Below are 20,989 nucleotides of genomic sequence, written 5' to 3'. Positions count from 1 at the left end.
GTGCGCAACGTCAACAGACGAAACGACGGCAAAGGGCCGCATTATATCGGCGTTAATCACTAGGTACAGCGTGTTTGTACGATACAAACAGTCAATTGGACGGAGAACACTGTCAGTTACGGGAAAACTCGGCAAAAGTGCTCAGCACGTGCTCGATTTGCCCGGCGCTGACGTCCAGATGAGTGACCAGACGCAACCGTGATGCGGCGCTGAGCTTGATCCCGCGCTCGGCGGCGAACGCCTTGAGCGCCTCAGCCCGATCCCCCATCTCTACATACACCATGTTGGTCTGCACCGGCTCGACACTGTAGCCCACCCGCCGCAAGCCATCGGCCAGCAATTGTGCATGGGCGTGGTCGTCGGCCAGACGCTGTACCTGATGGTCCAGGGCATACAGCCCCGCTGCCGCCAAACCGCCTGCCTGGCGCATGCCGCCACCGACCATCTTGCGCAGGCGCCGGGCCTTGGCGATCAGTTCCACCGAGCCACACAGCACCGAGCCCACCGGCGCACCTAGACCTTTGGACAGGCACACCGACACCGAATCGAAATGCTCGGCAATCACCCGTGCATCCACCCCCAGCTTGACCGCTGCGTTGTACAGCCGCGCGCCATCCAGATGCAGGGCCAGCCCGTGTTCCCGGGTAAAGGCCCGCGCCTGGGCCAGGTAGGCCAAGGGCAGCACCTTGCCCTGCATGGTGTTTTCCAGGGCCAGCAGGCGGGTGCGGGCAAAATGAAAGTCATCGGGCTTGATGGCCGCAGCCACCTGGACAAGGTCCAGCGAACCGTCAGCCTGCAATTCCAGTGGCTGGGGCTGGATAGAGCCGAGTACCGCCGCGCCCCCGCCTTCATATTTATAGGTATGGGCCTGTTGCCCGACGATGTACTCGTCGCCCCGCTCACAGTGAGCCATCAAGGCCAGCAGGTTGCTCATGGTGCCCGAGGGCACGAACAGCGCCGCAGCAAAACCCAGGCGCCGCGCCAATTCACCTTCCAACCGATTGACTGTCGGATCTTCGCCGTACACATCATCCCCGGTGGGCGCACTGGCCATGGCATCGAGTATGCCAGGGGTCGGCTGGGTCACGGTGTCACTACGAAGATCGATCACGCTCATCACATCTGGCCTCGGCTGTGGGACCTGCAAGGTCCGCTCTTGAACAGGGGGAACTCCCTTTCGAAACGAAACTGCGGCCATGGCCGGCAATAATCAAGCAACAACTGTAGAAAAGCCTGAGTCTGGCGTTGAAAAATCCGATGAGAATTATCCAAAAGGTGCGATGCGTCTCGAGAGGATCTGTGTTAAAAACTCACCGCCCGCGAAAAATTGCGGGCAAACGTTCTCAGGGCGGGGTGCAATTCCCCACCGGCGGTAATTGCGTGCAATGCGCATAGCCCGCGAGCGCTTGGCGAGACCGGTGGCTTGGCCACAGGTGACGACAAGGTCAGCAGACCCGGTGTGATTCCGGGGCCGACGGTCATAGTCCGGATGAAGAGAGAACGGGATTGGCGCCAAAGGGCCGTTGCCGGGCAGTTCGTGGGAAATCCACGACCGTTCTGCGCGCACCCTTAAATCCCATTCGATTCATATATGCCCTGTTTTTCACACAAACAGGAGTCAGAACAGATGCAACCCACTGCAATCGATAGCAAAAGCAAACACCACCCCAACGAGCGCGTCGCCTTTATCCAGGCCTGCTGGCACAAGGAAATCGTCGATCAGAGCCGTCAGGGCTTCGTCACTGAAATGCTCGCCCAGGGCTATCAGGAATCCGATATCGACTTCTTCGAAGTCGGCGGCGCCTTCGAAATCCCGCTGCACGCCAAGCTGCTGGCCAAATCCGGTCGTTATACCGGGATCGTTGCTGCCGGCCTGGTGGTGGACGGTGGCATCTACCGTCACGAGTTCGTCGCCCAGTCGGTCATCAGCGGCCTGATGCAAGTGCAACTGGAAACCGAAGTGCCGGTCTTCTCGGTGGTGCTGACCCCGCATCATTTCCATGCGGGTGAAGAGCATCAGAAGTTCTTCTTCGAGCACTTCGTGCACAAAGGCCAGGAAGCGGCGAGAACCTGTGCCGACACCCTGCAGAAGGTCCGCGCCCTGCGCCGTAACGAGCAGCGTGCGGTAGCGGTTTAAGCGGTAGCGGTATCGCCGGCAAGCCGGCTCCTGCGGGGGCCCGGCTTGCCGGCGAACCTCAGGCCAGGCCGTCGGCCGTGGCCGGCACAATCAGAATCCCTGCGCGCAAGCCGTTCTTCACCTTGGGATTGGGGAAAATGATCCGTGCCCCCGTCTCCTCGATGACCCAGCGGGTCTGGGCGATATCCTCGGCCAGCAGGTAACCCACTTCCAGTTCGGAAAAGTTCTCGATGTCTGCCGGCAGATGCAGGTGGAAGCTGTCGCTGTGCTTGATGACTTCCCGAGCCACGCTGAACAACTGCAACCCGTCGAGGCTGTCCTGCTCCGCAGGTGGTTCGCTACCGTCGATGATCTGCTTGAGCCGGGTTTCCAGGCGTTCGACATTGACCCCCTGGTTCTGCCCGAATGGCCGTGCCTTGCCCAACTCCAGGGTGAAGGACTCGGCCCCCAGCTGATCGTAGGTGTAGGCACTGAAAACGATGGAGGGCTTGTTCTGCAACAGCACCGCTTCCATACCGGCAGCCCGCAGGCGGGCCAGCTCACGGCGTGAATGCTGACGCCCGTCCTTCCATGGGTACAGGGCAAACTGCTCGATCTTCGAGCCGCGGATTGCCGTGTGCAGGTCGTAGTGCAGGCGCTGGCGATCGGGCTGGCTGAAGAAGCTCGCCGCCAATCGCTCCAGTTCACAAGCGCGCAGGGCTTCGAAACCACTGCTCGATTCATGCCGGCCATTGAATAGCCGGTTGACGTCCTGTTCGACAAAACGCTCGCCGCGGCGCATGGCCTCGGGGTTGCCGAACAGGAACAGGATACGTGCGCGGGGCTTCAGATCGCCCCGGGCGATGTCATGCAACAAGCGGTCGAGCAGCTCGATGGGAGCCGTCTCGTTGCCATGGATTCCCGCTGACAGCAGCAGGTCCAGGCCGTTATCGCGAGCCTCGGGCGGCCGCACTTCCAGCGCCCCCTCGCTCAGCCAGCGCATGCGCACGCCGTCGACAGTCAGTTGAGTCTTCTCCGCCGGTTCACGGCCGGCGAGGGTCAGTTCAAGCAGTTTGCCGAGGGCGAGCATAGAGCGGACTTCCTTAGTGAGCGTGGCCGCAGTCAGGGCCGTGCACGTGATCATCGTCACCGGCGTCGGCCGGCTCCATTTCCAGTTGCAGGCTGACCAGGTTGGTCGCCAGTGGGCGCAGCAGCAGGCTGGCGTATTCCGCATCGCCTTCTTCCACATCCACGCCGATCAGCAGCTGGCCGCGGCCGTCCTGCTGGATCCACACTTCCTTGCCCTGCCACAGCACGGCGAAACGGGTGCAGGACGTTTCCAGCTGAGTGCCGTCGGTGTCTTCAAGGATCAGCTGCAGGGTATCGCTCATGGGTCGGTTCTCATCTGGGGTAAAGCTGCGCGCCCGGGATCGCCGGGCGCTGGCTTTCAATTGATCTGGAAGGGATAAACCGCGCCCAGTTTAAGGATTTGCGTCAGTTCATCCAGTGCCGTCCGGCACTCAAGCAGCAGTTGCGGGTCCGCCAGGTCGCTTTCGCTCAGGCGGTCGCGATAGTGCTTGCCGACCCATTGGGTCAGGGTGTCGTACAACGGCGCGGTCATGATAACCCCAGGATTGACCGCCGCCAGCTCGGTTTCCTTGAGCGCTACGCGCAAGCGCAGGCACGCCGGGCCACCGCCGTTCTGCATGCTCTGCTTGAGGTCGAAGACCTTCACTTCACGAATCAGCCCGCCAGAGCTGGTGAGGCTTTGCAGGTACTGCCAGACCCGCTCGTTGCCGCGGCATTCCTCGGGCACGATCAGCAGCATCGAGCCGTCGGCGCGTGACAGCAACTGGCTGTTGAACAGGTAGGAGCGCACGGCATCTTCCACCGTCACCTGCGAACGCGGCACGCAGATCGACTGGAAGTTGCCGCCGCGCTTGCCCAGCTTGCCCTGCAACTCGGCGAGCATCTTATCGGTCTCGAGGAAGGCGTCCTCGTGATAGAACAACACCTCGCCATTGCCCACCGCGATCACGTCGTTGTGGAACACGCCCTGGTCGATCACCGAAGGGTTCTGCTGGGCATAGACCACCCCTTCCTCGCTCAGGCCATGCAACCTGGCGACGGCCTGGGAAGCTTCCAGGGTCTGGCGTGCCGGGTACTTCTGCGGTGCCGGGTAGCGAGTATCGAAAGCACTGCGACCGAAGACGAAGAACTCCACGCCGGCCTGGCCATAGTCACGGCAGAAGCGCGTGTGGTTGGCGGCGCCTTCGTCGCCGAACTGCGCTACCGCCGGCAGGGCCGCGTGATGGGCGAAATGCTTCTGGTCGGCGAACATGGCCCCCAGCACGCGGCTGGTGGTGGGGTGCTCGATACTGCGATGGTATTTGCAGTTGAGGTTGGCGGCAGTGAAGTGCACACGGCCATCGGCGGTGTCGGCACTGGGGCTGACCGTGGCGGCGTTGGCCACCCACATGCTCGATGCCGAGCAACTGGCGACCAGCAATGGCATCGCCTGCTTGGCGGCCTGCTGGATGACTTGGGCGTCTGTTCCGGCAAAACCCAGGTTGCGCAGGGCGGCCACGTCCGGGCGCTCTTGCGGGGCGAGCACGCCTTGCTGAAAGCCCATTTCCATCAGCGCTTTCATTTTCGCCAGGCCTTGCAGCGCCGCTTCCCTGGGATTGGAGCCCTGCTGGCTGTTGCTCTGGGAGGCAACGTTGCCGTAGGACAGGCCGCCGTAGTTATGGGTCGGCCCCACTAGCCCGTCAAAATTGACTTCATAGGATTTCATCAGCGAGGCTCCACGAATCTGTTTGTTATAGGCAATCGATATCTACACATGGCGAACGCGGTGCGCTCGTTCGCCGGCAAGTCGGCTCCTGCACAGATCTGCAGGAGCCGGCTTGCCGGCGAAAAGGCCACGCCAATCAGGACAGGCGCACACCCGGCGTCAACGCGCTCGGCAGCACCAGGCTCGGGGTTTCCAGGGAAGCCACCGGGTACGCGCAGTAGTCCGCCGCGTAATAGGCACTGGCCCGATGGTTGCCCGAGGCCCCCACGCCACCGAATGGCGCGCTGCTGGCGGCGCCGGTCAACTGCTTGTTCCAGTTGACGATACCTGCTCGACTTTCCAGCCAGAACTGCTGGTAGCGCTCGGCGGAGTCCGACAACAGACCGGCCGCCAGGCCGTACTGAGTGTTGTTGGCCTCGGCGATCGCGTCATCGAAATCAGCGTAGCGGATCACTTGCAGCAACGGCCCGAACAGCTCCTCATCAGGGCGCTCGGCCACGGCGCTAACGTCCAGGATGCCCGGGGTCAGCAAGGCGGCCTGGGCCTGGGGCTGGGTCATTTCCAGCAAGGCTACGGCGCCGTTGGCCAACAGCTGCTGCTGCGCATCCATCAGTGCGCGGGCGGCGCCCAGGGAGATCACCGAGCCCATGAACGGCGCAGGCTGCTGGTCAAACGCGCCGACCTCGATGGTTGCGCTGACCGCCACCAGGCGCGCCAGCAACGTGTCACCCCAGGCGCCTTGCGGCACCAGCAAGCGCCGCGCGCAGGTGCAACGCTGGCCAGCCGAGATAAAGGCCGACTGGATGATGGTGTACACCGCAGCGTCCAGGTCGGCGACCTGCTCCACCACCAGGGGGTTGTTGCCGCCCATTTCCAGGGCCAGGATCTTGTCCGGGCGCCCGGCGAACTGCTGGTGCAGGTGATTGCCGGTACGGCTGGAACCGGTGAAGAACAACCCATCGATACCCGGATTGGCCGCCAGGGCGATGCCGGTTTCCCGAGCGCCTTGCAGCAGGTTCAGCACACCGGCCGGCAGGCCGGCTTCGATCCAGCACTGCACCGTCAGCTCGGCGACTTTCGGCGTCAGCTCGCTGGGTTTGAACAGCACGCTGTTACCGGCCAGCAAAGCGGGAACGATGTGCCCGTTAGGCAGGTGGCCAGGGAAGTTGTAGGGGCCGAACACCGCCACCACACCGTGGGGCTTGTGCCGCAGCACGGCGGTGGCGTCGCCCAGCGGGCCGCTCTTCTCGCCGGTACGTTCGCGGTAGCTCTGCACCGAGATGGCGATCTTGTTGACCATGCTGGTGACTTCGGTGGCAGCTTCCCACAGCGGCTTGCCGGTTTCCTCGCCAATGCAGCGGGCCAGTTCGTCGGCACGGCTCTTCAGGCTGGCGGCAAAGGCTTCGAGCACGCTGATGCGCTCTTCCAGGGAACGCTTGGCCCAGGCCGGAAACGCCTGGCGGGCAGCCTGCACGGCGCTCTCCACTTGTGCGGCAGTGGCACCGTTACCCGACCAGATGACCGCCTGGGTCACCGGATTGACCGAGGTGAAGGCCTCGCCCTGACCGGCCAGCCATTGGCCGGCAATGTACAGCGTGCTCATTATTTCGACTCCCGAGAAGCAGACAGCGGAACCGCGCGGACCTGGTCGCCGGCGTTGAGTTGCAGGCGCTTGGCGGTCAGGGGATCGACCACCAGGGTGCCGGCGGCAAAGCGCGCCGGTGCCGCGGTGATGCGGCAGTCCTCGCGCTTGCGGTTGTGGATCAGGAACGGCGTGGCGTCGTCGCCCGGGGTGCCGATGGCCAGCACCAGCGCCTGGCTGTCACGCACTGCGCGGATCTTGCTGGTCTCGCACTCCACCGCCGGGCCGGCGTCGAAGATGTCGACATAGCCCTGGTAGCTGAAGCCTTCGCTCTTGAGCATGGCCAGCGCCGGCTCGGTGTCGGTGTGGACCTTGGCGATGACGTTGCGCGCATCTTCGGACAGGAAACAGGTATAGAGCGGGAACTTGGGCATCAGCTCGGCGATGAAGGCCTTGTTGCCGACGCCGGTCAGGTAGTCGGCCTGGCTGAACTCCATCTTGAAGAAGTGCCGGCCCAGGCTTTCCCAGAACGGCGAGCGGCCATTCTCGTCGGACATGCCCCTCATCTCGGCAATGATCTTGTTGCCGAACAGCTGCGGGAACTCGGCGATGAACAGCATCCGCGCCTTGGCCAGCATGCGGCCGTTGAGGCCGGTGCGGTAATCGGCATGCAGGAACAGCGAGCACAGCTCGGAGTTGCCGGTCAGGTCATTGGCCAGGAACAGCGTGGGGATCTCGCGGTAGATGTTCAGCTCCTGGGAGGCGCTGACCGTCAGGCCGACCCGGAAGTTGTACCAGGGCTCGCGCAGGCCGACGGCGCCGGCGATGGCGGAAATGCCCACCACCCGGCCGTTGTCGTCTTCCAGCACGAACAGGTAGTCCGCATCGCCGCGCTCGGCTTCACCGCGAAAGGTCTTTTCCGCCCAGCCGACCCGGTGGGTCAGGCGCTCTTCGTTGGCCGGCAAGGTGGTGAGGCCAGTGCCGGTGCTGCGGGCCAGGTCGATCAGCGCGGGTAAATCGCTGCTGCGTACGGGACGAACGATCATGCTATCTCCTCAGACGCAGGCCGCTGGCGGCCTGCGCGAAACTCGCTGCTTCTAGGCTTGCTTTCCAGGTAGTGAAAGCAGGCGTTAAACCGCCACCAGGCGCACGCTGGCGCCTTCGCCGACGCCCAGGGCTTCGGCGGCTTGCAGGTCCAGGGTCACCGGTTTGCCCGGGGCGTAATCCAGCTCCAGCAACACGGCGCGGTAATCCTGCAACTGGCCGTTGGAGACCAGGTACTGGCGGCCGCCGCCCTTGGCTGCTTCACCGATCTTCACCGGCACCACGCGGCTCTGGGCAATCGAGCGGATACCCGAGACCCGCGCATGCAAGGTCGGGCCACCGTCGAAGATGTCGATGTAGTGATCGGTTTCAAAACCTTCGCGCATCAGGATGTCGAAGGTGATCTGTGCCCGCGGGTGCACCTGGCCCATGGCTTCCTGGGCCGCATCCGGCAGCAGCGGCACGTAGATCGGGTAATGGGGCATCAGCTCGGCGAGGAAGGTCCGGCTTTTCAGGCCGCACAGGCGCTCGGCCTCGGCGTAGTTGAGGTCGAAGAAGTTGCGCCCGATGGCATCCCAGAACGGCGAGTCGCCATGCTCATCGCTGTAGCCGACGATCTCGGTCACCACCGAATCGGCGAAGCGCTCCGGGTGGCTGGCGACAAACAACAGGCGGCCGCGGGAGTTGAGCTCCGACCAGGCCGAGCCCACCAGCTCCGGTACCACGTAGAAACTGGTCAGCAGGCTGTTGCCGGTGAGGTCGTGGCACTGGGACAGGACGTGGATCTTGTTGTGGATCTTCAGCTCGCGGGAAGCGTGGACGAAGGTTTCGTTGCGAAAGCTGTAGAACGGCTCGGAGTAGCCGGCCGAGGCGACAATCGCCGAGCAGCCCACCAGCTTGCCGCTGTCGCTGTCTTCCAGGACGAAGAAGTAGCTCTCTTCACCGTTGAAGCTCACTTCAGCGGCGAACGAAGCCTCGCTTGCGGCGATCTTGTCGCTCAGGCGATCCACATCATCCGGCAAGGAGGTGACACCAATCGGGCTGTCTGCAGCCAGACGCTGTACCTCGCCCAGATCAGCCATTTGCGCGGGGCGCATCACCAGCATGGTGTCACTCCTTACTCTAAAACAGGTCGGAAACCGTCCGACTCAGGGAAAAAAATGCCGGGATAGCCCGGCACAGGAATTAGGCTCGACGCCGGCCGCAAAGGCCGGCGCCGAGAAGCACCGCCGCCCTGGATCAGGCTTGAGTCAATTTCGCCACGGCGCGCTCGAAGCGGTCCAGGCCCTGGTCGATATCGGCATCCTCGACCACCAGGCTCGGCGCGAAGCGCACCACGTCAGGGCCGGCTTGCAGGATCATCAGGCCTTCTTTCTCGGCCGCGTTGAACACGTCCTTGGCCTTGCCCTTCCAAGCCTCGCTGAGCACGCAGCCGAGCAACAGGCCCAGGCCGCGGACTTCAGTGAACAGGCCGTACTTCTCACCGATCTGCAACAGACGGGTCTTGAAGCGGTCGTGCTTGGCTTTCACACCATTGAGCACCTGTGGGGTGTTGATCACGTCGATCACCGCCTCGGCCACCGCACACGCCAGCGGATTGCCGCCGTAGGTGGTGCCGTGGGTGCCGACTACCAGGTGCTTGGCCAGCGCTTCGGTGGTCAGCATCGCCGCGATCGGGAAACCGCCGCCCAGGCTCTTGGCGCTGGTGAGGATGTCCGGGGTCACGCCGTAATGCTGATAGGCGAACAGCTCGCCGCTGCGGCCCATGCCGGTCTGCACTTCGTCGAACACCAGCAGCGCGTTGTGCTGGTCGCACAGCTCGCGGGCGCCTTGCAGGTAGGCCAGCTCGGCCGGCAGCACGCCGCCCTCGCCCTGGATCGGCTCCAGCACCACGGCGCAGGTCTTGTCGGAAACCGCGGCTTTCAGGGCGGCCAGATCGTTGTACGGCACATGGGTGATGCCGGTGATCTTCGGACCGAAGCCATCGGAGTACTTGGACTGGCCACCCACGTTCACGGTGAACAGGGTACGACCGTGGAAGCTGTTCAGGGCGGCGATGATTTCGTACTTCTCGGCGCCGAAACGATCGTGAGCCACGCGACGGGCCAGCTTGAAGGCGGCCTCGTTGGCTTCTGCGCCGGAGTTGCAGAAGAACACGCGCTCGGCGAAGGTGGCGTCGATCAGCTTGTGGGCCAGGCGCAGGGCCGGCTCGTTGGTGAAGACGTTGGACACATGCCACAGTTTGCCCGCTTGCTCGGTCAGTGCGCCTACCAGGGCCGGATGGGCGTGGCCCAGTACGTTGACCGCGATGCCGCCGGCGAAGTCGATCAGTTCCCGACCCGACTGATCCCATACTCGGGACCCCGCGCCACGCACAGGAATGAAGGCCGCAGGTGCGTAGTTGGGAACCATCACCTGGTCGAAATCGGCGCGTTGCACCGGAGCTTGCTCAACGGACATCGGAGTCTCCTGAAGAGGAACACCCGCCTGAAACTGGCGAGCGATGGAGGGATTGTAAGGACAGTTTTGTGCCCGGCCTTGTCGCCAAGCGACAACTTCTTATAGCGCCAACCCAGGTTTTAAGCGGGTTTATGGCAATGCGACAAATAGCGTCGCAAAGGCGCAGTTTAAACTGCGCACAGCCTCAGCGGCAGATTTGCCGGGCAATTTGCCCAAGGTAATTACCCAGGTAGTTACGTGGCGGGCGGCCCCAAATCTCGAAAAGGTTATCGACGTTACGACAAGAGGGCGTCGAACGGGATTTTGCGGGCGAGCGGGTGGCCTGTGGGATTCGCCGGCAAGCCGGCTCCTACAATACGGGGTCAGCCGCGCTCGGAAGGCACGGAGGAGAGTTCGAACGGGCTGCTGCTGCGCCGCTGATTGCGATCTTCACGCGGGGTGGCGCCAAAGAAGTTGCGATAAGCGCTGGAGAAGTGCGGGCCGGAAGAAAAACCACAGGACAGGCCGATCTGAATGATTGACTTGCTGGTCTGCATCAGCATCTGCCGGGCCTTGTTCAGGCGCAGCTCCAGGTAATACTGGCTGGGCACGCGGTTCAGGTACTGCTTGAAGATCCGCTCCAACTGACGACGGGAAACACAGACGTGCTGGGCAATCTCGTCGGTGGTCAGCGGCTCCTCGATATTGGCCTCCATCAGCAGCACTGCCTGGGTCAGCTTCGGATGGCTGGAGCCCAGGCGATTTTGCAGCGGGATACGCTGGCGCTCGCCGCCTTCACGAATGCGCTCCACCACCAGTTCCTCGGACACCGCACCGGCCAGCTCGGCGCCATGATCCCGGGCCAGCACCGCCAGCAGCAAGTCCAGCACCGACATGCCACCGCACGCGGTCAGGCGATCACGGTCCCAGTCGAACAGATGGCTGGTGGCGATGACCTTGGGAAAACGCTCGGCGAAATCATCCTGCCAGCGCCAGTGCACCGCTGCCCGATAACCATCGAGCAACCCCAGTTGTGCCAAGGGGTAAACCCCGGCTGACAACCCACCAATCACACAGCCGGCACGCACCAGCTGCTTGAGGGCACTGCTCAAGCCGGAACTCATCGGCGCCGGCGGCTCGTCCGCCAGCAGGAACAGTTTCTGACAACCTTCCAGCTTGCCCGCCCAAGGCTCGCCCGGCAGTTGCCAGGCGCCTTCGGCCGGGGCCTCAGCCTGCAGGAAAGCCAGCTCATAGACCACTTCCGGGTGCACCCGCTGGGCAACACGCAAGGCCTCCTCAGCCAGCGCCAGCGTCAAGGCTTTAGTGCTGGGCCAAATCAGGAAACCAATTCGATGGGCAGTCATGGCGGGCAATCCGAAACGAAAACAAGGTGAGAAGCCAAGGGCGGCAGCACCAAGTTAGACCATCTGGCGCGCGGTGCGCAGCATGACCTAATTTGGTGCACAACGGCAGCTATTACTTGAGGCTGCCCGAGAGGAATTGTTGCAAACGTTCTGATTGCGGGTTCACCAGCACTTCACGCGGGTTGCCGCTCTCTTCCACCACACCCTTGTGCAGGAACACCAGCTGGTTGGACACCTCACGGGCAAAGCCCATTTCGTGGGTCACCACCACCATGGTCCGGCCTTCCTGGGCCAGGGCCTGCATGACCTTCAGGACGTCGCCCACCAGTTCCGGGTCCAGGGCCGAGGTCGGCTCGTCGAACAGCATGACTTCCGGTTCCATCGCCAGAGCCCGGGCAATCGCCACCCGTTGCTGCTCGCCACCGGACATGTGCCCCGGATAGGCATCCTTGCGGTGCGCCACACCGACCTTGGCCAGGTAGTGCTCGGCCTTCTCGCGAGCCTCGGCCTTGGACACACCCAGCACATGCACCGGCGCTTCCATGATGTTTTCAATCGCGGTCATGTGCGACCACAGGTTGAAATGCTGGAACACCATCGACAGGCGCGAGCGCATGCGCTGCAACTGCTTGGGATCGGCGGCCTTCAAGGCGCCGTCCTTGTTGGCTACCAGCTTCAGCTCTTCGTTGTTCAGCAGGATCTTGCCCGCATGGGGCTGCTCCAGCAGGTTGATGCAGCGCAGGAATGTACTCTTGCCCGAGCCACTGGAGCCGATGATGCTGATTACATCGCCAGCTGCGGCCTTCAGGGACACGCCCTTGAGCACTTCGTGACTGCCATAGCGCTTATGCAGGTCTTGGACTTCAAGTTTGTACATGCGGTCGGTTCTCACAAAAACAGTCAGTCGTTGAGCAAGCGCCCGTGACGCAGCGCTTCGCGCCCCGCCACCTTGGCCAGCCAGAAACCGGGTTGGGCATAACGCAGCCGCTCAACGGCGAACAGCACGCCGCTGGTGCCAGCACACACCGTGCTGACCCGATCGAATAGGGGATCAATCACTTCAAAAACCGGCTCGCCCGCCTCCACCCAGCTACCGGCCGGACGCAGAAAGCTCACCACGCCGGGGTGCGGCGCATACAGCAGTTGGGTGCCTTCGAAAGGCATGGCCTCGCAGGCTTCGCGCCCGGGGGCCGGCCAATCACCGGCAATCAACCCCTGCTCGGCAAGAAACGCCAGGATGCCTTCGGCGTGCGCTTGGGCCTGAGGCCGCCCGGTGTCGGCCTGGCCGCCCAGCTCGAGGGTGGTTGCCAGGCAAGCCAAGGGGATCTGCGCTTCAGGGAACTGCCGCGACAGGCGCAACCAGGGCAACGAACAGGCTTCGTCGAACGAACTGCCACCGGAATCTTCCGCCAGCAGGCCGACCTTCACATCCAGGTGCGCGGCCAGGGAGCGCCACTGCGGCCAATGCTGCGGCAATGCATACATGTGCAGCGCCGCCTCGGCATCGCAATGCAGGTCCAGCACCACATCAGCGCTGCAGGCATGGCTCAGGAGCACCCGCTGCATGCCCTGCAACTGGCTGGACGCCGGCGGTAGCTCCGCCAGCACCTCGGCCATGGCCTGGCGAATCAGGCGCACATTGGCGTGCGGATCATCCCCCAGGCGCCCTTGCAGGCGCTGGCCGACCGGCTCGCTCAACTCGACGAAATCACGGTTGAAGTTCTTGCCGCTGCCGGCCTCGAAACGCCCCTGGTGATTGCCTTGCAGCAACTGGCCCAGGCCCAGCGGGTTGGCCACCGGCACCAGCTCGATGACGCCGTTGAGAGTCCCCTGGGCTTCCAGTTCGCCGAGGCGCTTCTTCAGCTCCCAGGCAGTACGCATGCCCGGCAACTCGTCAGCATGCAGGCTGGCCTGGATATAGGCCTTGCGCTCGCCACTGCCGAAACGGAACACCGAGATATGCCGCTCGCTACCCAGGTGATTCCAGGGCAATGGATGATCGATGCGTTCCATATCAGTGCTTCCGCGGCGCCAGGTAGCGCAGCCAGCGGCCTTCGGCCAGCTTGAACAGGCGCACCAGGATAAAGGTCAGGCACAGGTAGAACACGCCGGCGGTGATGTAGGCCTCGAACGGCAGGTAGTACTGCGCGTTGACCGTCCGCGCCGCGCCGGTGATGTCGATCAGGGTCACGATGGACGCCAGACTGGTGGTCTGCAGCATCATGATCACTTCGTTGCTGTACTGCGGCAGTGCGCGGCGCAGAGCCGATGGCAAGAGAATGCGGCGATACATCTTGTAGCGCGACATGCCCATGGCCTTGGCCGCCTCGATCTCGCCATTGGGCGTGGCCTTGAGGCTGCCGGCGATGATTTCCGCGGTGTAGGCGCTGGTGTTGATGGCAAAGGCGAGGCAGGCGCAGAAGGTCGCGCTGGACAGCCAGGGCCAGAGGAAACTCTCGCGCACCGCTTCGAACTGAGCCAGGCCGTAGTAGATCAGGAACAGCTGCACCAGCATTGGCGTGCCGCGGATCACATAGGTGTAGAGCCAGGCTGACATGTTCACCAGCGGCTGCTTGGACACCCGCATCAGCCCCAGGGGCAGCGCCACCAGCAAACCGAAGAACAGCGACAGCGCCAGCAGTTTCAGGGTGGTCAGCAGGCCGCCGAAGTACAGCGGCAGGGCCTCATAGATGACGTTGTAGTCGAAGATCATAGATCAGCCGCCCTTACGCCTACCGAGTAGCGCTTCTCAAGGTAACGCAGTGCCAGCAACGAGACGCTGGTGATCACCAGGTACATCGCCGCCACTGCAAGGAAGAAGGTGAATGGCTCGCGAGTGGCATCCGCCGCCTGCTTGGCCTTGAACATCATGTCTTGCAGGCCCACCACGGAAATCAGCGCGGTCGCCTTGGTCAGTACCAGCCAGTTGTTGGTGAAGCCGGGAATCGCCAGGCGAATCATCTGCGGCACCATCACCCGGAAGAACACCTGGAAGCTGCTCATGCCGTAGGCCATGCCGGCTTCCGCCTGCCCCTTGGGGATCGCCATGAAGGCGCCACGGAAGGTTTCGGAGAGGTAGGCACCGAAGATGAAGCCCAGGGTGCCGATACCGGCCGCCAGCGGATTGAGGTCGATGTAATCGTCATAACCCAGCAGCGGCGCCACCCGGTTGAGCAGATCCTGGCCGCCGTAGAAGATCAGCAGGATCAGCACCAGGTCGGGAATACCGCGGATTACCGTGGAGTACAGGTCGCCCAGCCAGGCCAGCCAGCGCACCGGCGAGAGGCGCAGCGCAACCCCGATCAGACCCAGAACAATGGCCAGGGCCATGGACGACAAGGCGAGCTGAAGCGTCAGCCAAGCGCCATCGAGGATGACAGCCCCGTAGCCTTTCAACATGATTCAGGTCCTCGAAAATTGGGATGAAAAAATGGCGCAAACTTCAGAGACTCTGCTGCTTGCGCCATCTCGGACTGACTGATTCGACGGTCTTACTTGCCGTAGATGTCGAAGTCGAAGTACTTGTCCTGGATTTGCTTGTACTTGCCGTTCTCACGAATGGCAGCGATGGCGGCGTTGATCTTGTCCAGATCGGCCTTGTCGCCCTTGCGCACGGCGATCCCTACGCCGTCGCCGAAGTATTTGACGTCGGTGAAGGCCGGACCGACGAAGGCGAAGCCCTTGCCAGCGTCGGTCTTCAGGAAGCCGTCATTCAACAGGGTAGCGTCCGCCACGGTACCGTCGAGGCGCCCGGCGGCCACATCCAGGTAGATTTCGTTCTGCGAGCCGTAAGGCTTGATCTGCGCACCCAGGGGAGCCAGCACTTCACGGGCGAAACGCTCGTGGATCGAACCGCGCTGCACGCCGATGTTCTTGCCCTTGAGCTCGGCCAGGCCGTCGCTGATCTGGGTACCGGCCTTCATCACCAGACGCGCCGGGGTGTTGTAGTACTTGTTGGTGAAGTCCACGGATTTCTTGCGATCGTCAGTGATCGACATGGACGAGAGGATGGCGTCGATCTTGCGAACCTTCAGTGCCGGGATCAGGCCGTCGAACTCTTGCTCGACCCAGACACACTTGACCTTCATCTCTTCGCACAGGGCGTTGCCGATGTCGTAGTCGAAACCGACGATGCTGCCGTCCGGCGCCTTGGAGGCAAACGGAGGGTAAGCCGCTTCGATACCAATTTTCAGCGGCTTTTCATCGGCGAAAGTCGGCAGGGACAGCACGGACAGTGCCAGGGCGCCAAGAAGCACGAGTTTCTTCATCTTAGAACTCCATCGGTAAAGGGCGAAAACGGCAGAGTGAGCGACAGCCCAATATGCGAATGGGTGAAATAGCAAATAGCGGCGCTGCGGCCCGGGCAGCCCGCAGGGGGCTCACACACAGGCAACGACGAGCGAGTGACCGGCATTCTAACGACAGGCTGGAAGCCGATATTTCCTCAATGCGACAACAAATTACAGAAGCATCGAGAATGCCTGGCCAGCGCATTGACAGCTCTTCAATTCTATGCAAGAGCGAAAGACGGGGAACCGATCTATGCTGCAAATTGCGGGCCTATTATTGGCAAAGCCTTCTATTCCGGCAAGCGCAGCGTGATGACTTATTTTTTATAAGGATATAAAAGGCCCTGAAATGGGGCCCGGCGTTTCCCATTGCCCCGAAAGTAGGCGCAAGGTTACATCTTCGGCCGTACCGGTAACATTCGGATACACCGAACGGATAAATCCGATATTTATTCGCCCCTTCTTCGCGGGCAAGCCGGCACCTGCAACAGCCACGCAGAGGGCTTTGCGGCCCATCGCCACCGCACAAAAAAGCCCCGCCCGGCACAGGGCCGGGCGGGGCTGGGTGACTCGAAAACCGCCTCAGGCGACGTTCATGGTCTTGTGGGTATCGATCAGGTGCTGCACCACACTCGGGTCAGCCAGGGTCGAGATATCGCCCAGACCGTCGTACTCCGCCGTGGCGATCTTGCGCAGAATCCGCCGCATGATCTTCCCGGAACGAGTTTTCGGCAGGCCCGGCGCCCATTGGATGACGTCCGGCGAGGCGATCGGCCCGATTTCCTTGCGCACCCAGTTCTTCAATTCCAGGCGCAGGGCTTCGTTCGGCTCTTCGCCACCATTGAGGGTCACATAAACGTAGATGCCCTGCCCCTTGATGTCGTGAGGCACGCCCACCACCGCCGCTTCGGCGACCTTCGGGTGCGCAACCATGGCGCTTTCGATTTCGGCGGTACCCATGCGGTGCCCGGAGACGTTGAGCACATCATCCACCCGACCGGTGATCCAGTAGTAGCCATCTTCGTCGCGACGGGCGCCGTCACCGGTGAAATACATGCCACGGAACGTCTTGAAGTAGGTATCGACGAAACGATCGTGGTCGCGGTACAGGGTCCGTGCCTGGCCTGGCCACGAGTCGAGAATCACCAGGTTGCCCTCGGCCGCGCCCTCGATGATGTTGCCCAGGTTATCCACCAGGGCCGGCACCACGCCGAAGAACGGACGCGCTGCGGAACCCGGCTTCAAGGCATGCGCCCCCGGCAGCGGGCTCATGAGGGTGGCGCCGGTCTCGGTCTGCCACCAGGTGTCGACGATCGGGCAGCGGGACTGACCGACGTTCTTGTAGTACCAGTCCCAGGCTTCCGGGTTGATCGGCTCGCCCACCGAACCCAGCAGGCGCAGGCTGCTGCCATCGGCGCCTTCGCAGGCAGCGGTGCCCGAAGCCATCATGGCGCGGATTGCGGTCGGTGCGGTGTAGAGGATGTTGACCTTGTGCTTGTCGACGATCTTCGCCACCCGAGTGACATCCGGGTAGTTCGGCACACCCTCGAACAGCACGGTGGTGGCGCCGTTGGCCAGCGGGCCGTAGACAATATAGGTGTGGCCGGTGACCCAGCCGACGTCGGCGGTGCACCAGTAGACTTCGCCCGGGCGGTAGTCGAACACCCGCTCATGGGTCAGCGACGCATACAGCAGGTAGCCGCCGGTGGTGTGCTGCACGCCCTTGGGCTTGCCGGTGGAACCGGAGGTATAGAGGATGAACAGCGCTTCTTCGGCGCCCATCTCTTTCGGCGCGCAGACGCTGCCGGCGACTTTCATCAAGTCTTCGTACCAGATGTCGCGGTGCTGGTTCCACTTGATGTTGCCACCGGTGCGCTTGCACACGATGACCTTCTGAATGCTGCTGGTTTCCGGGTTGGTCAGGGCATCGTCGACATTGGCCTTGAGCGGCACTTTCTTGCCGGCACGGATACCTTCGTCGGCAGTGATCACCACCTTGGAGCGGCAGTCGATGATGCGCCCGGCCAAGGCTTCAGGGGAGAAGCCGCCGAATACCACCGAGTGGATCGCGCCAATGCGGGTACAGGCCAGCATGGCCACCACCGCCTCGGGAATCATCGGCATATAGATAGTCACCACGTCGCCGCGGTGCACGTCCTGGCCACGCAGGGCGTTGGCGAACTTGCAGACTTCCTCATGCAGTTCGCGGTAGGTGATGTTGCGGCTTTCGGAAGGATCGTCGCCTTCCCAGATGATCGCGATCTGATCACCGCGCTCGGCGAGATGGCGATCCAGGCAGTTGTAGGAGACGTTCAGGGTGCCGTCGGCGAACCACTTGATATCGACATGGTGATCGTCGAAGGAGGTCTGCTTCACCGTGGTAAAAGGCTTGATCCAGTCGAGACGCTTGGCCTGTTCGCGCCAGAAACCGTCCGGGTTCACGACCGACTGCTGGTACATGGCCTTGTAGGTCGCCTCGTCAGTCAGCGTATTGGCCAAAACCTCGGGACGAACGGGATACAGAGAAGCCGCACTCATCTTTCTTACCTCGGTGACATAGTTGTTTTTGTATGACCCCGTTGTAGCCGGGGGGCGTCTATAGAACCATTCGACGATGGTAGTAACAACCCCCTGCGAAATACCCCTTCATTTGCCAAACCCCTTCAAGAATGCGCCTTACAGCGATATCCACCCTACCCAAAAAAGTTCCAGCCAGCTGCCAAACAGCCCTTTTTCGGCGATTGTTACAAAAACTGTCAAAGGTGTTTATCAAAAGTACGCCTATATGACTGCGGCCCCCGCGCCTAAAATCTGCCTCGCCCAACAGGCAATCTGATTAACCAAGTTGCAGCCCCCACGAAGGCAGTTAATCAAACTTCTACTCAAGTTCCACACGCAGCCCCATAAAGGCTGCGTGACCTCACACGACCTTAGAAAGGTAAAACGCAAATGAAAGCTTTATTAGTTCTGGCCCTCAGCAGTCTGTGCGTAACCGCGATGGCTGATGAGATCCCGACTGATGTCGCCAACCAGCAAGTACCGGTAGAGGAATACACTTACTCGACTGATCTGGATATCGCCAAAGTTATCTCCATGAGCGAAGTTCCAGAAGTATGCGAAGTTGTACCAGCGCGCATGGAATATGAAGACTCCCACGGCCAGCGGCATATTCTTCAATATCGCGTAATGGGCAACGGTTGCTCTAACGGCTAATAGCAAAGTTCATTGCACATACCTTGATGACTGCCGGCCGCAAGAAATCCCTCTTGCGGCACAGATGCCTGGTGACTACCCACCCATGGGCAGCAAAAGGCCTCAGCCTGACGACGTGCGAGCCCGGCAATCGCACGCACCTTTCCTCCTGAGGTTGATGGCCTCCTCATGGCACCGCCCACGACCTTGCGAGCAACTCCAGCGACGGCTTCGACGGAGGAAATCCGGCCCCCCCCTGAAGACCTGCTCCAGGAGATTTCCCAAAGGCAAGACCGAGCGATTCGAGTTGTGTTCAAAACCTCAAAAAGGCTTGCAAAAACACAACATCTAGTAAAATTGGCTATTTTTTGGCCATTTCCGGCTGTTTTTTTCAAGCGTGAAAAAAAATCTTCAACCGCCAAAGCCTTGTAAACCCGCGCTCTGCTCCAAGTCCCCCCCCCTTCTCGGGCTCGCCTGCGCCCATCGGTCGCCCCACGCCCCCGAAAATATCCTTATAATGCGTCCTCAAAACGGGCCTGCAACATTCCCTTACCGGATGAAAACGACCTGCTGAATCCTGCGCAGGAGCTGGCACGCCAAGCTCCGCCCGACAGCGGCCTCCAGGCACCCGGACACGTATTTCTGTTTATTGCCTGCGTTCACTGCTGCAACAAACGATTTCCAATGATTTAACGCGGCCAGCGTGCCGTGTGAAAAACCACCCCTTTTGTTTTCACACGGGCATCTGGCCCTCGAGCAGGAGACGACACGTCATGCTGAGCTGGGACGAATTCGATAAAGAAGAAGGTGAAGTTGCGGTCAAAGGCGCCAACGCCGGCCACGCTACTGAAGCCAACATGGACCGCCTCGACAGCGCCGGTGGCGCCGCCGCTCTCGAAGCCCGTACCGTGACTGCCAGCGACTCCGCTGCCGTAGCCCGCGCCAAGGCGTCTCTGGATCAGCTCGACATCGCCGAAGGCCTGGCCGAGCTGGAAGGCTCTTCCGCCCGTGTCGCGGTTGACGAGAAGCGCATGATCAACTGCCGCGCCGACCTCAACCAGCTCGTGCCGTTCAAGTATGACTGGGCCTGGCAGAAGTACCTCGACGGCTGCGCCAACCACTGGATGCCGCAAGAGGTCAACATGACCGCCGACATCGCCCTGTGGAAAAACCCGGAAGGCCTGACCGACGACGAGCGTCGCATCGTCATGCGCAACCTGGGCTTCTTCTCCACCGCCGACTCCCTGGTTGCCAACAACCTGGTACTGGCCGTGTACCGCCTGATCACCAACCCGGAATGCCGCCAGTACATCCTGCGCCAGGCGTTCGAAGAGGCGATCCACACCCACGCCTACCAGTACTGCATCGAATCGCTGGCCATGGATGAAGGCGAGATCTTCAACATGTACCACGAGATTCCATCGGTCGCGAAGAAAGCCGCCTGGGGCCTGAAGTACACCCGTTCGATCTCCGATCCGAAGTTCGAAACCGGCACCGTCGACACCGACAAGGAACTGCTGCGCAACCTGATCGCCTACTACTGCGTTCTGGAAGGCATCTTCTTCTATTGCGGCTTCACCCAGATCCTGTCCATGGGCCGTCGCAACAAAATGACCGGTGTTGCCGAGCAGTTCCAGTACATCCTGCGCGACGAATCCATGCACCTGAACTTCGGCATCGACGTGATCAACCAGATCAAGATCGAAAACCCGCACCTGTGGGATGCCGAGATGAAGGAAGAGGCGACCCAGATGATCCTCCAGGGCACCCAACTGGAGATCGAATACGCTCGCGACACCATGCCGCGCGGTGTACTGGGCATGAACGCCGCGATGATGGAGGACTACCTCAAGTTCATCGCCAACCGTCGCCTGTCGCAGATCGGCCTGAAGGAAGAGTACCCAGGTACCACCAACCCGTTCCCATGGATGAGCGAGATCATGGACTTGAAGAAAGAGAAGAACTTCTTCGAGACTCGCGTGATCGAGTACCAGACTGGCGGCGCCTTGAGCTGGGATTGATTCCCGGATCAATGACACAAACAAGAAGCCCTGACCTGGTCAGGGCTTTTTTATTGGCCGCACCAATCTACACAGGGACTGGCTCATCAAAGTACGTGCAGGCTGCATGACCTGCCGCTATAAAGAACCCTCTTCCGCTTAAGGATCA

General features: G+C 61.7%; 18 protein-coding genes and 1 riboswitch. Of the genes, 3 read left to right on the top strand and 15 right to left on the bottom strand.

What is annotated here, in order from left to right:
• Positions 1-112: 112 nt before the first annotated feature.
• Entirely contained in the window at positions 113-1,117 is a 1,005-nt protein-coding gene (gene ltaE, locus M2395_RS21160) for a low-specificity L-threonine aldolase (protein ID WP_123431349.1), read from the bottom strand.
• A gap of 218 nt (positions 1,118-1,335) precedes the next feature.
• Positions 1,336-1,506: riboswitch (FMN riboswitch) on the top strand.
• A 121-nt stretch (positions 1,507-1,627) separates the two neighbouring features.
• On the opposite strand from ltaE, the gene M2395_RS21155 reads away from it, so the two are divergent.
• Positions 1,628-2,137, top strand: a complete 510-nt coding sequence (locus M2395_RS21155) for a 6,7-dimethyl-8-ribityllumazine synthase (protein WP_011062764.1) — start codon at positions 1,628-1,630, stop codon at positions 2,135-2,137.
• A 58-nt stretch (positions 2,138-2,195) separates the two neighbouring features.
• Here the strand turns inward: M2395_RS21155 and astE are convergent, their stop codons facing one another.
• The 14 genes from astE to acs form a co-directional block, all read right to left on the bottom strand.
• The gene (astE, locus tag M2395_RS21150; protein ID WP_011062765.1) at positions 2,196-3,206 is read right to left on the bottom strand and encodes a succinylglutamate desuccinylase; all 1,011 of its coding nucleotides are present in this window, start codon (positions 3,204-3,206) and stop codon (positions 2,196-2,198) included.
• Between the two features lie 13 nt (positions 3,207-3,219).
• On the bottom strand, positions 3,220-3,507 hold the full coding sequence (locus M2395_RS21145) for a hypothetical protein (protein WP_011062766.1): 288 nt from the start codon (positions 3,505-3,507) through the stop codon (positions 3,220-3,222).
• Between the two features lie 56 nt (positions 3,508-3,563).
• Complete coding sequence (gene astB / locus M2395_RS21140; protein ID WP_011062767.1) at positions 3,564-4,910, bottom strand: N-succinylarginine dihydrolase; 1,347 nt, start codon at positions 4,908-4,910, stop codon at positions 3,564-3,566.
• Positions 4,911-5,046: 136 nt separating this feature from the next.
• Positions 5,047-6,516 carry a succinylglutamate-semialdehyde dehydrogenase gene (gene astD / locus M2395_RS21135; protein WP_172621772.1) on the bottom strand — a complete coding sequence of 490 codons (1,470 nt, stop codon included), beginning with the start codon at positions 6,514-6,516 and terminating at the stop codon, positions 5,047-5,049.
• Positions 6,513-7,538 carry an arginine N-succinyltransferase gene (gene astA, locus M2395_RS21130; protein WP_015636679.1) on the bottom strand — a complete coding sequence of 342 codons (1,026 nt, stop codon included), beginning with the start codon at positions 7,536-7,538 and terminating at the stop codon, positions 6,513-6,515. The genes astD and astA overlap by 4 nt, the downstream gene beginning before the upstream one ends.
• A gap of 84 nt (positions 7,539-7,622) precedes the next feature.
• The gene (aruF, locus tag M2395_RS21125) at positions 7,623-8,642 is read right to left on the bottom strand and encodes an arginine/ornithine succinyltransferase subunit alpha (RefSeq protein WP_015636680.1); all 1,020 of its coding nucleotides are present in this window, start codon (positions 8,640-8,642) and stop codon (positions 7,623-7,625) included.
• 133 nt (positions 8,643-8,775) lie between these two features.
• Entirely contained in the window at positions 8,776-9,996 is a 1,221-nt protein-coding gene (locus tag M2395_RS21120; protein ID WP_011062771.1) for an aspartate aminotransferase family protein, read from the bottom strand.
• Between the two features lie 362 nt (positions 9,997-10,358).
• A complete protein-coding gene (argR, locus tag M2395_RS21115; protein ID WP_011062772.1) occupies positions 10,359-11,339 on the bottom strand; it encodes a transcriptional regulator ArgR in 981 nt (326 codons plus the stop codon).
• Between the two features lie 112 nt (positions 11,340-11,451).
• Positions 11,452-12,216 carry an ABC transporter ATP-binding protein gene (locus M2395_RS21110; RefSeq protein WP_011062773.1) on the bottom strand — a complete coding sequence of 255 codons (765 nt, stop codon included), beginning with the start codon at positions 12,214-12,216 and terminating at the stop codon, positions 11,452-11,454.
• Positions 12,217-12,239: 23 nt separating this feature from the next.
• Positions 12,240-13,352 (bottom strand): succinylglutamate desuccinylase/aspartoacylase family protein, encoded by a 1,113-nt coding sequence (locus M2395_RS21105; protein WP_015636681.1) that lies wholly within the window; start codon positions 13,350-13,352, stop codon positions 12,240-12,242.
• A 1-nt stretch (position 13,353) separates the two neighbouring features.
• Positions 13,354-14,052, bottom strand: coding sequence for an ABC transporter permease (locus M2395_RS21100; protein ID WP_015636682.1), 699 nt, complete (start codon positions 14,050-14,052; stop codon positions 13,354-13,356).
• Complete coding sequence (locus M2395_RS21095; RefSeq protein ID WP_011062776.1) at positions 14,049-14,738, bottom strand: ABC transporter permease; 690 nt, start codon at positions 14,736-14,738, stop codon at positions 14,049-14,051. The genes M2395_RS21100 and M2395_RS21095 overlap by 4 nt, the downstream gene beginning before the upstream one ends.
• A gap of 92 nt (positions 14,739-14,830) precedes the next feature.
• Positions 14,831-15,607 (bottom strand): ABC transporter substrate-binding protein, encoded by a 777-nt coding sequence (locus M2395_RS21090; RefSeq protein ID WP_011062777.1) that lies wholly within the window; start codon positions 15,605-15,607, stop codon positions 14,831-14,833.
• Positions 15,608-16,210: 603 nt separating this feature from the next.
• Positions 16,211-18,166: an acetate--CoA ligase gene (gene acs, locus M2395_RS21085; protein WP_011062778.1), complete on the bottom strand. Its 1,956-nt coding sequence runs from the start codon at positions 18,164-18,166 to the stop codon at positions 16,211-16,213.
• A gap of 411 nt (positions 18,167-18,577) precedes the next feature.
• Between acs and M2395_RS21080 the strand changes: the two genes are divergently transcribed.
• Positions 18,578-18,841, top strand: a complete 264-nt coding sequence (locus M2395_RS21080) for a DUF2790 domain-containing protein (protein ID WP_011062779.1) — start codon at positions 18,578-18,580, stop codon at positions 18,839-18,841.
• A gap of 752 nt (positions 18,842-19,593) precedes the next feature.
• Positions 19,594-20,841, top strand: coding sequence for a ribonucleotide-diphosphate reductase subunit beta (locus tag M2395_RS21075; RefSeq protein ID WP_015636683.1), 1,248 nt, complete (start codon positions 19,594-19,596; stop codon positions 20,839-20,841).
• Positions 20,842-20,989: the final 148 nt, after the last annotated feature.

The organism is Pseudomonas sp. BIGb0176, from assembly GCF_024810175.1.
Taxonomy (GTDB): Bacteria; Pseudomonadota; Gammaproteobacteria; order Pseudomonadales; family Pseudomonadaceae; genus Aquipseudomonas; species Aquipseudomonas protegens.
This window is presented reverse-complemented; position numbering and strand designations above follow the sequence as displayed.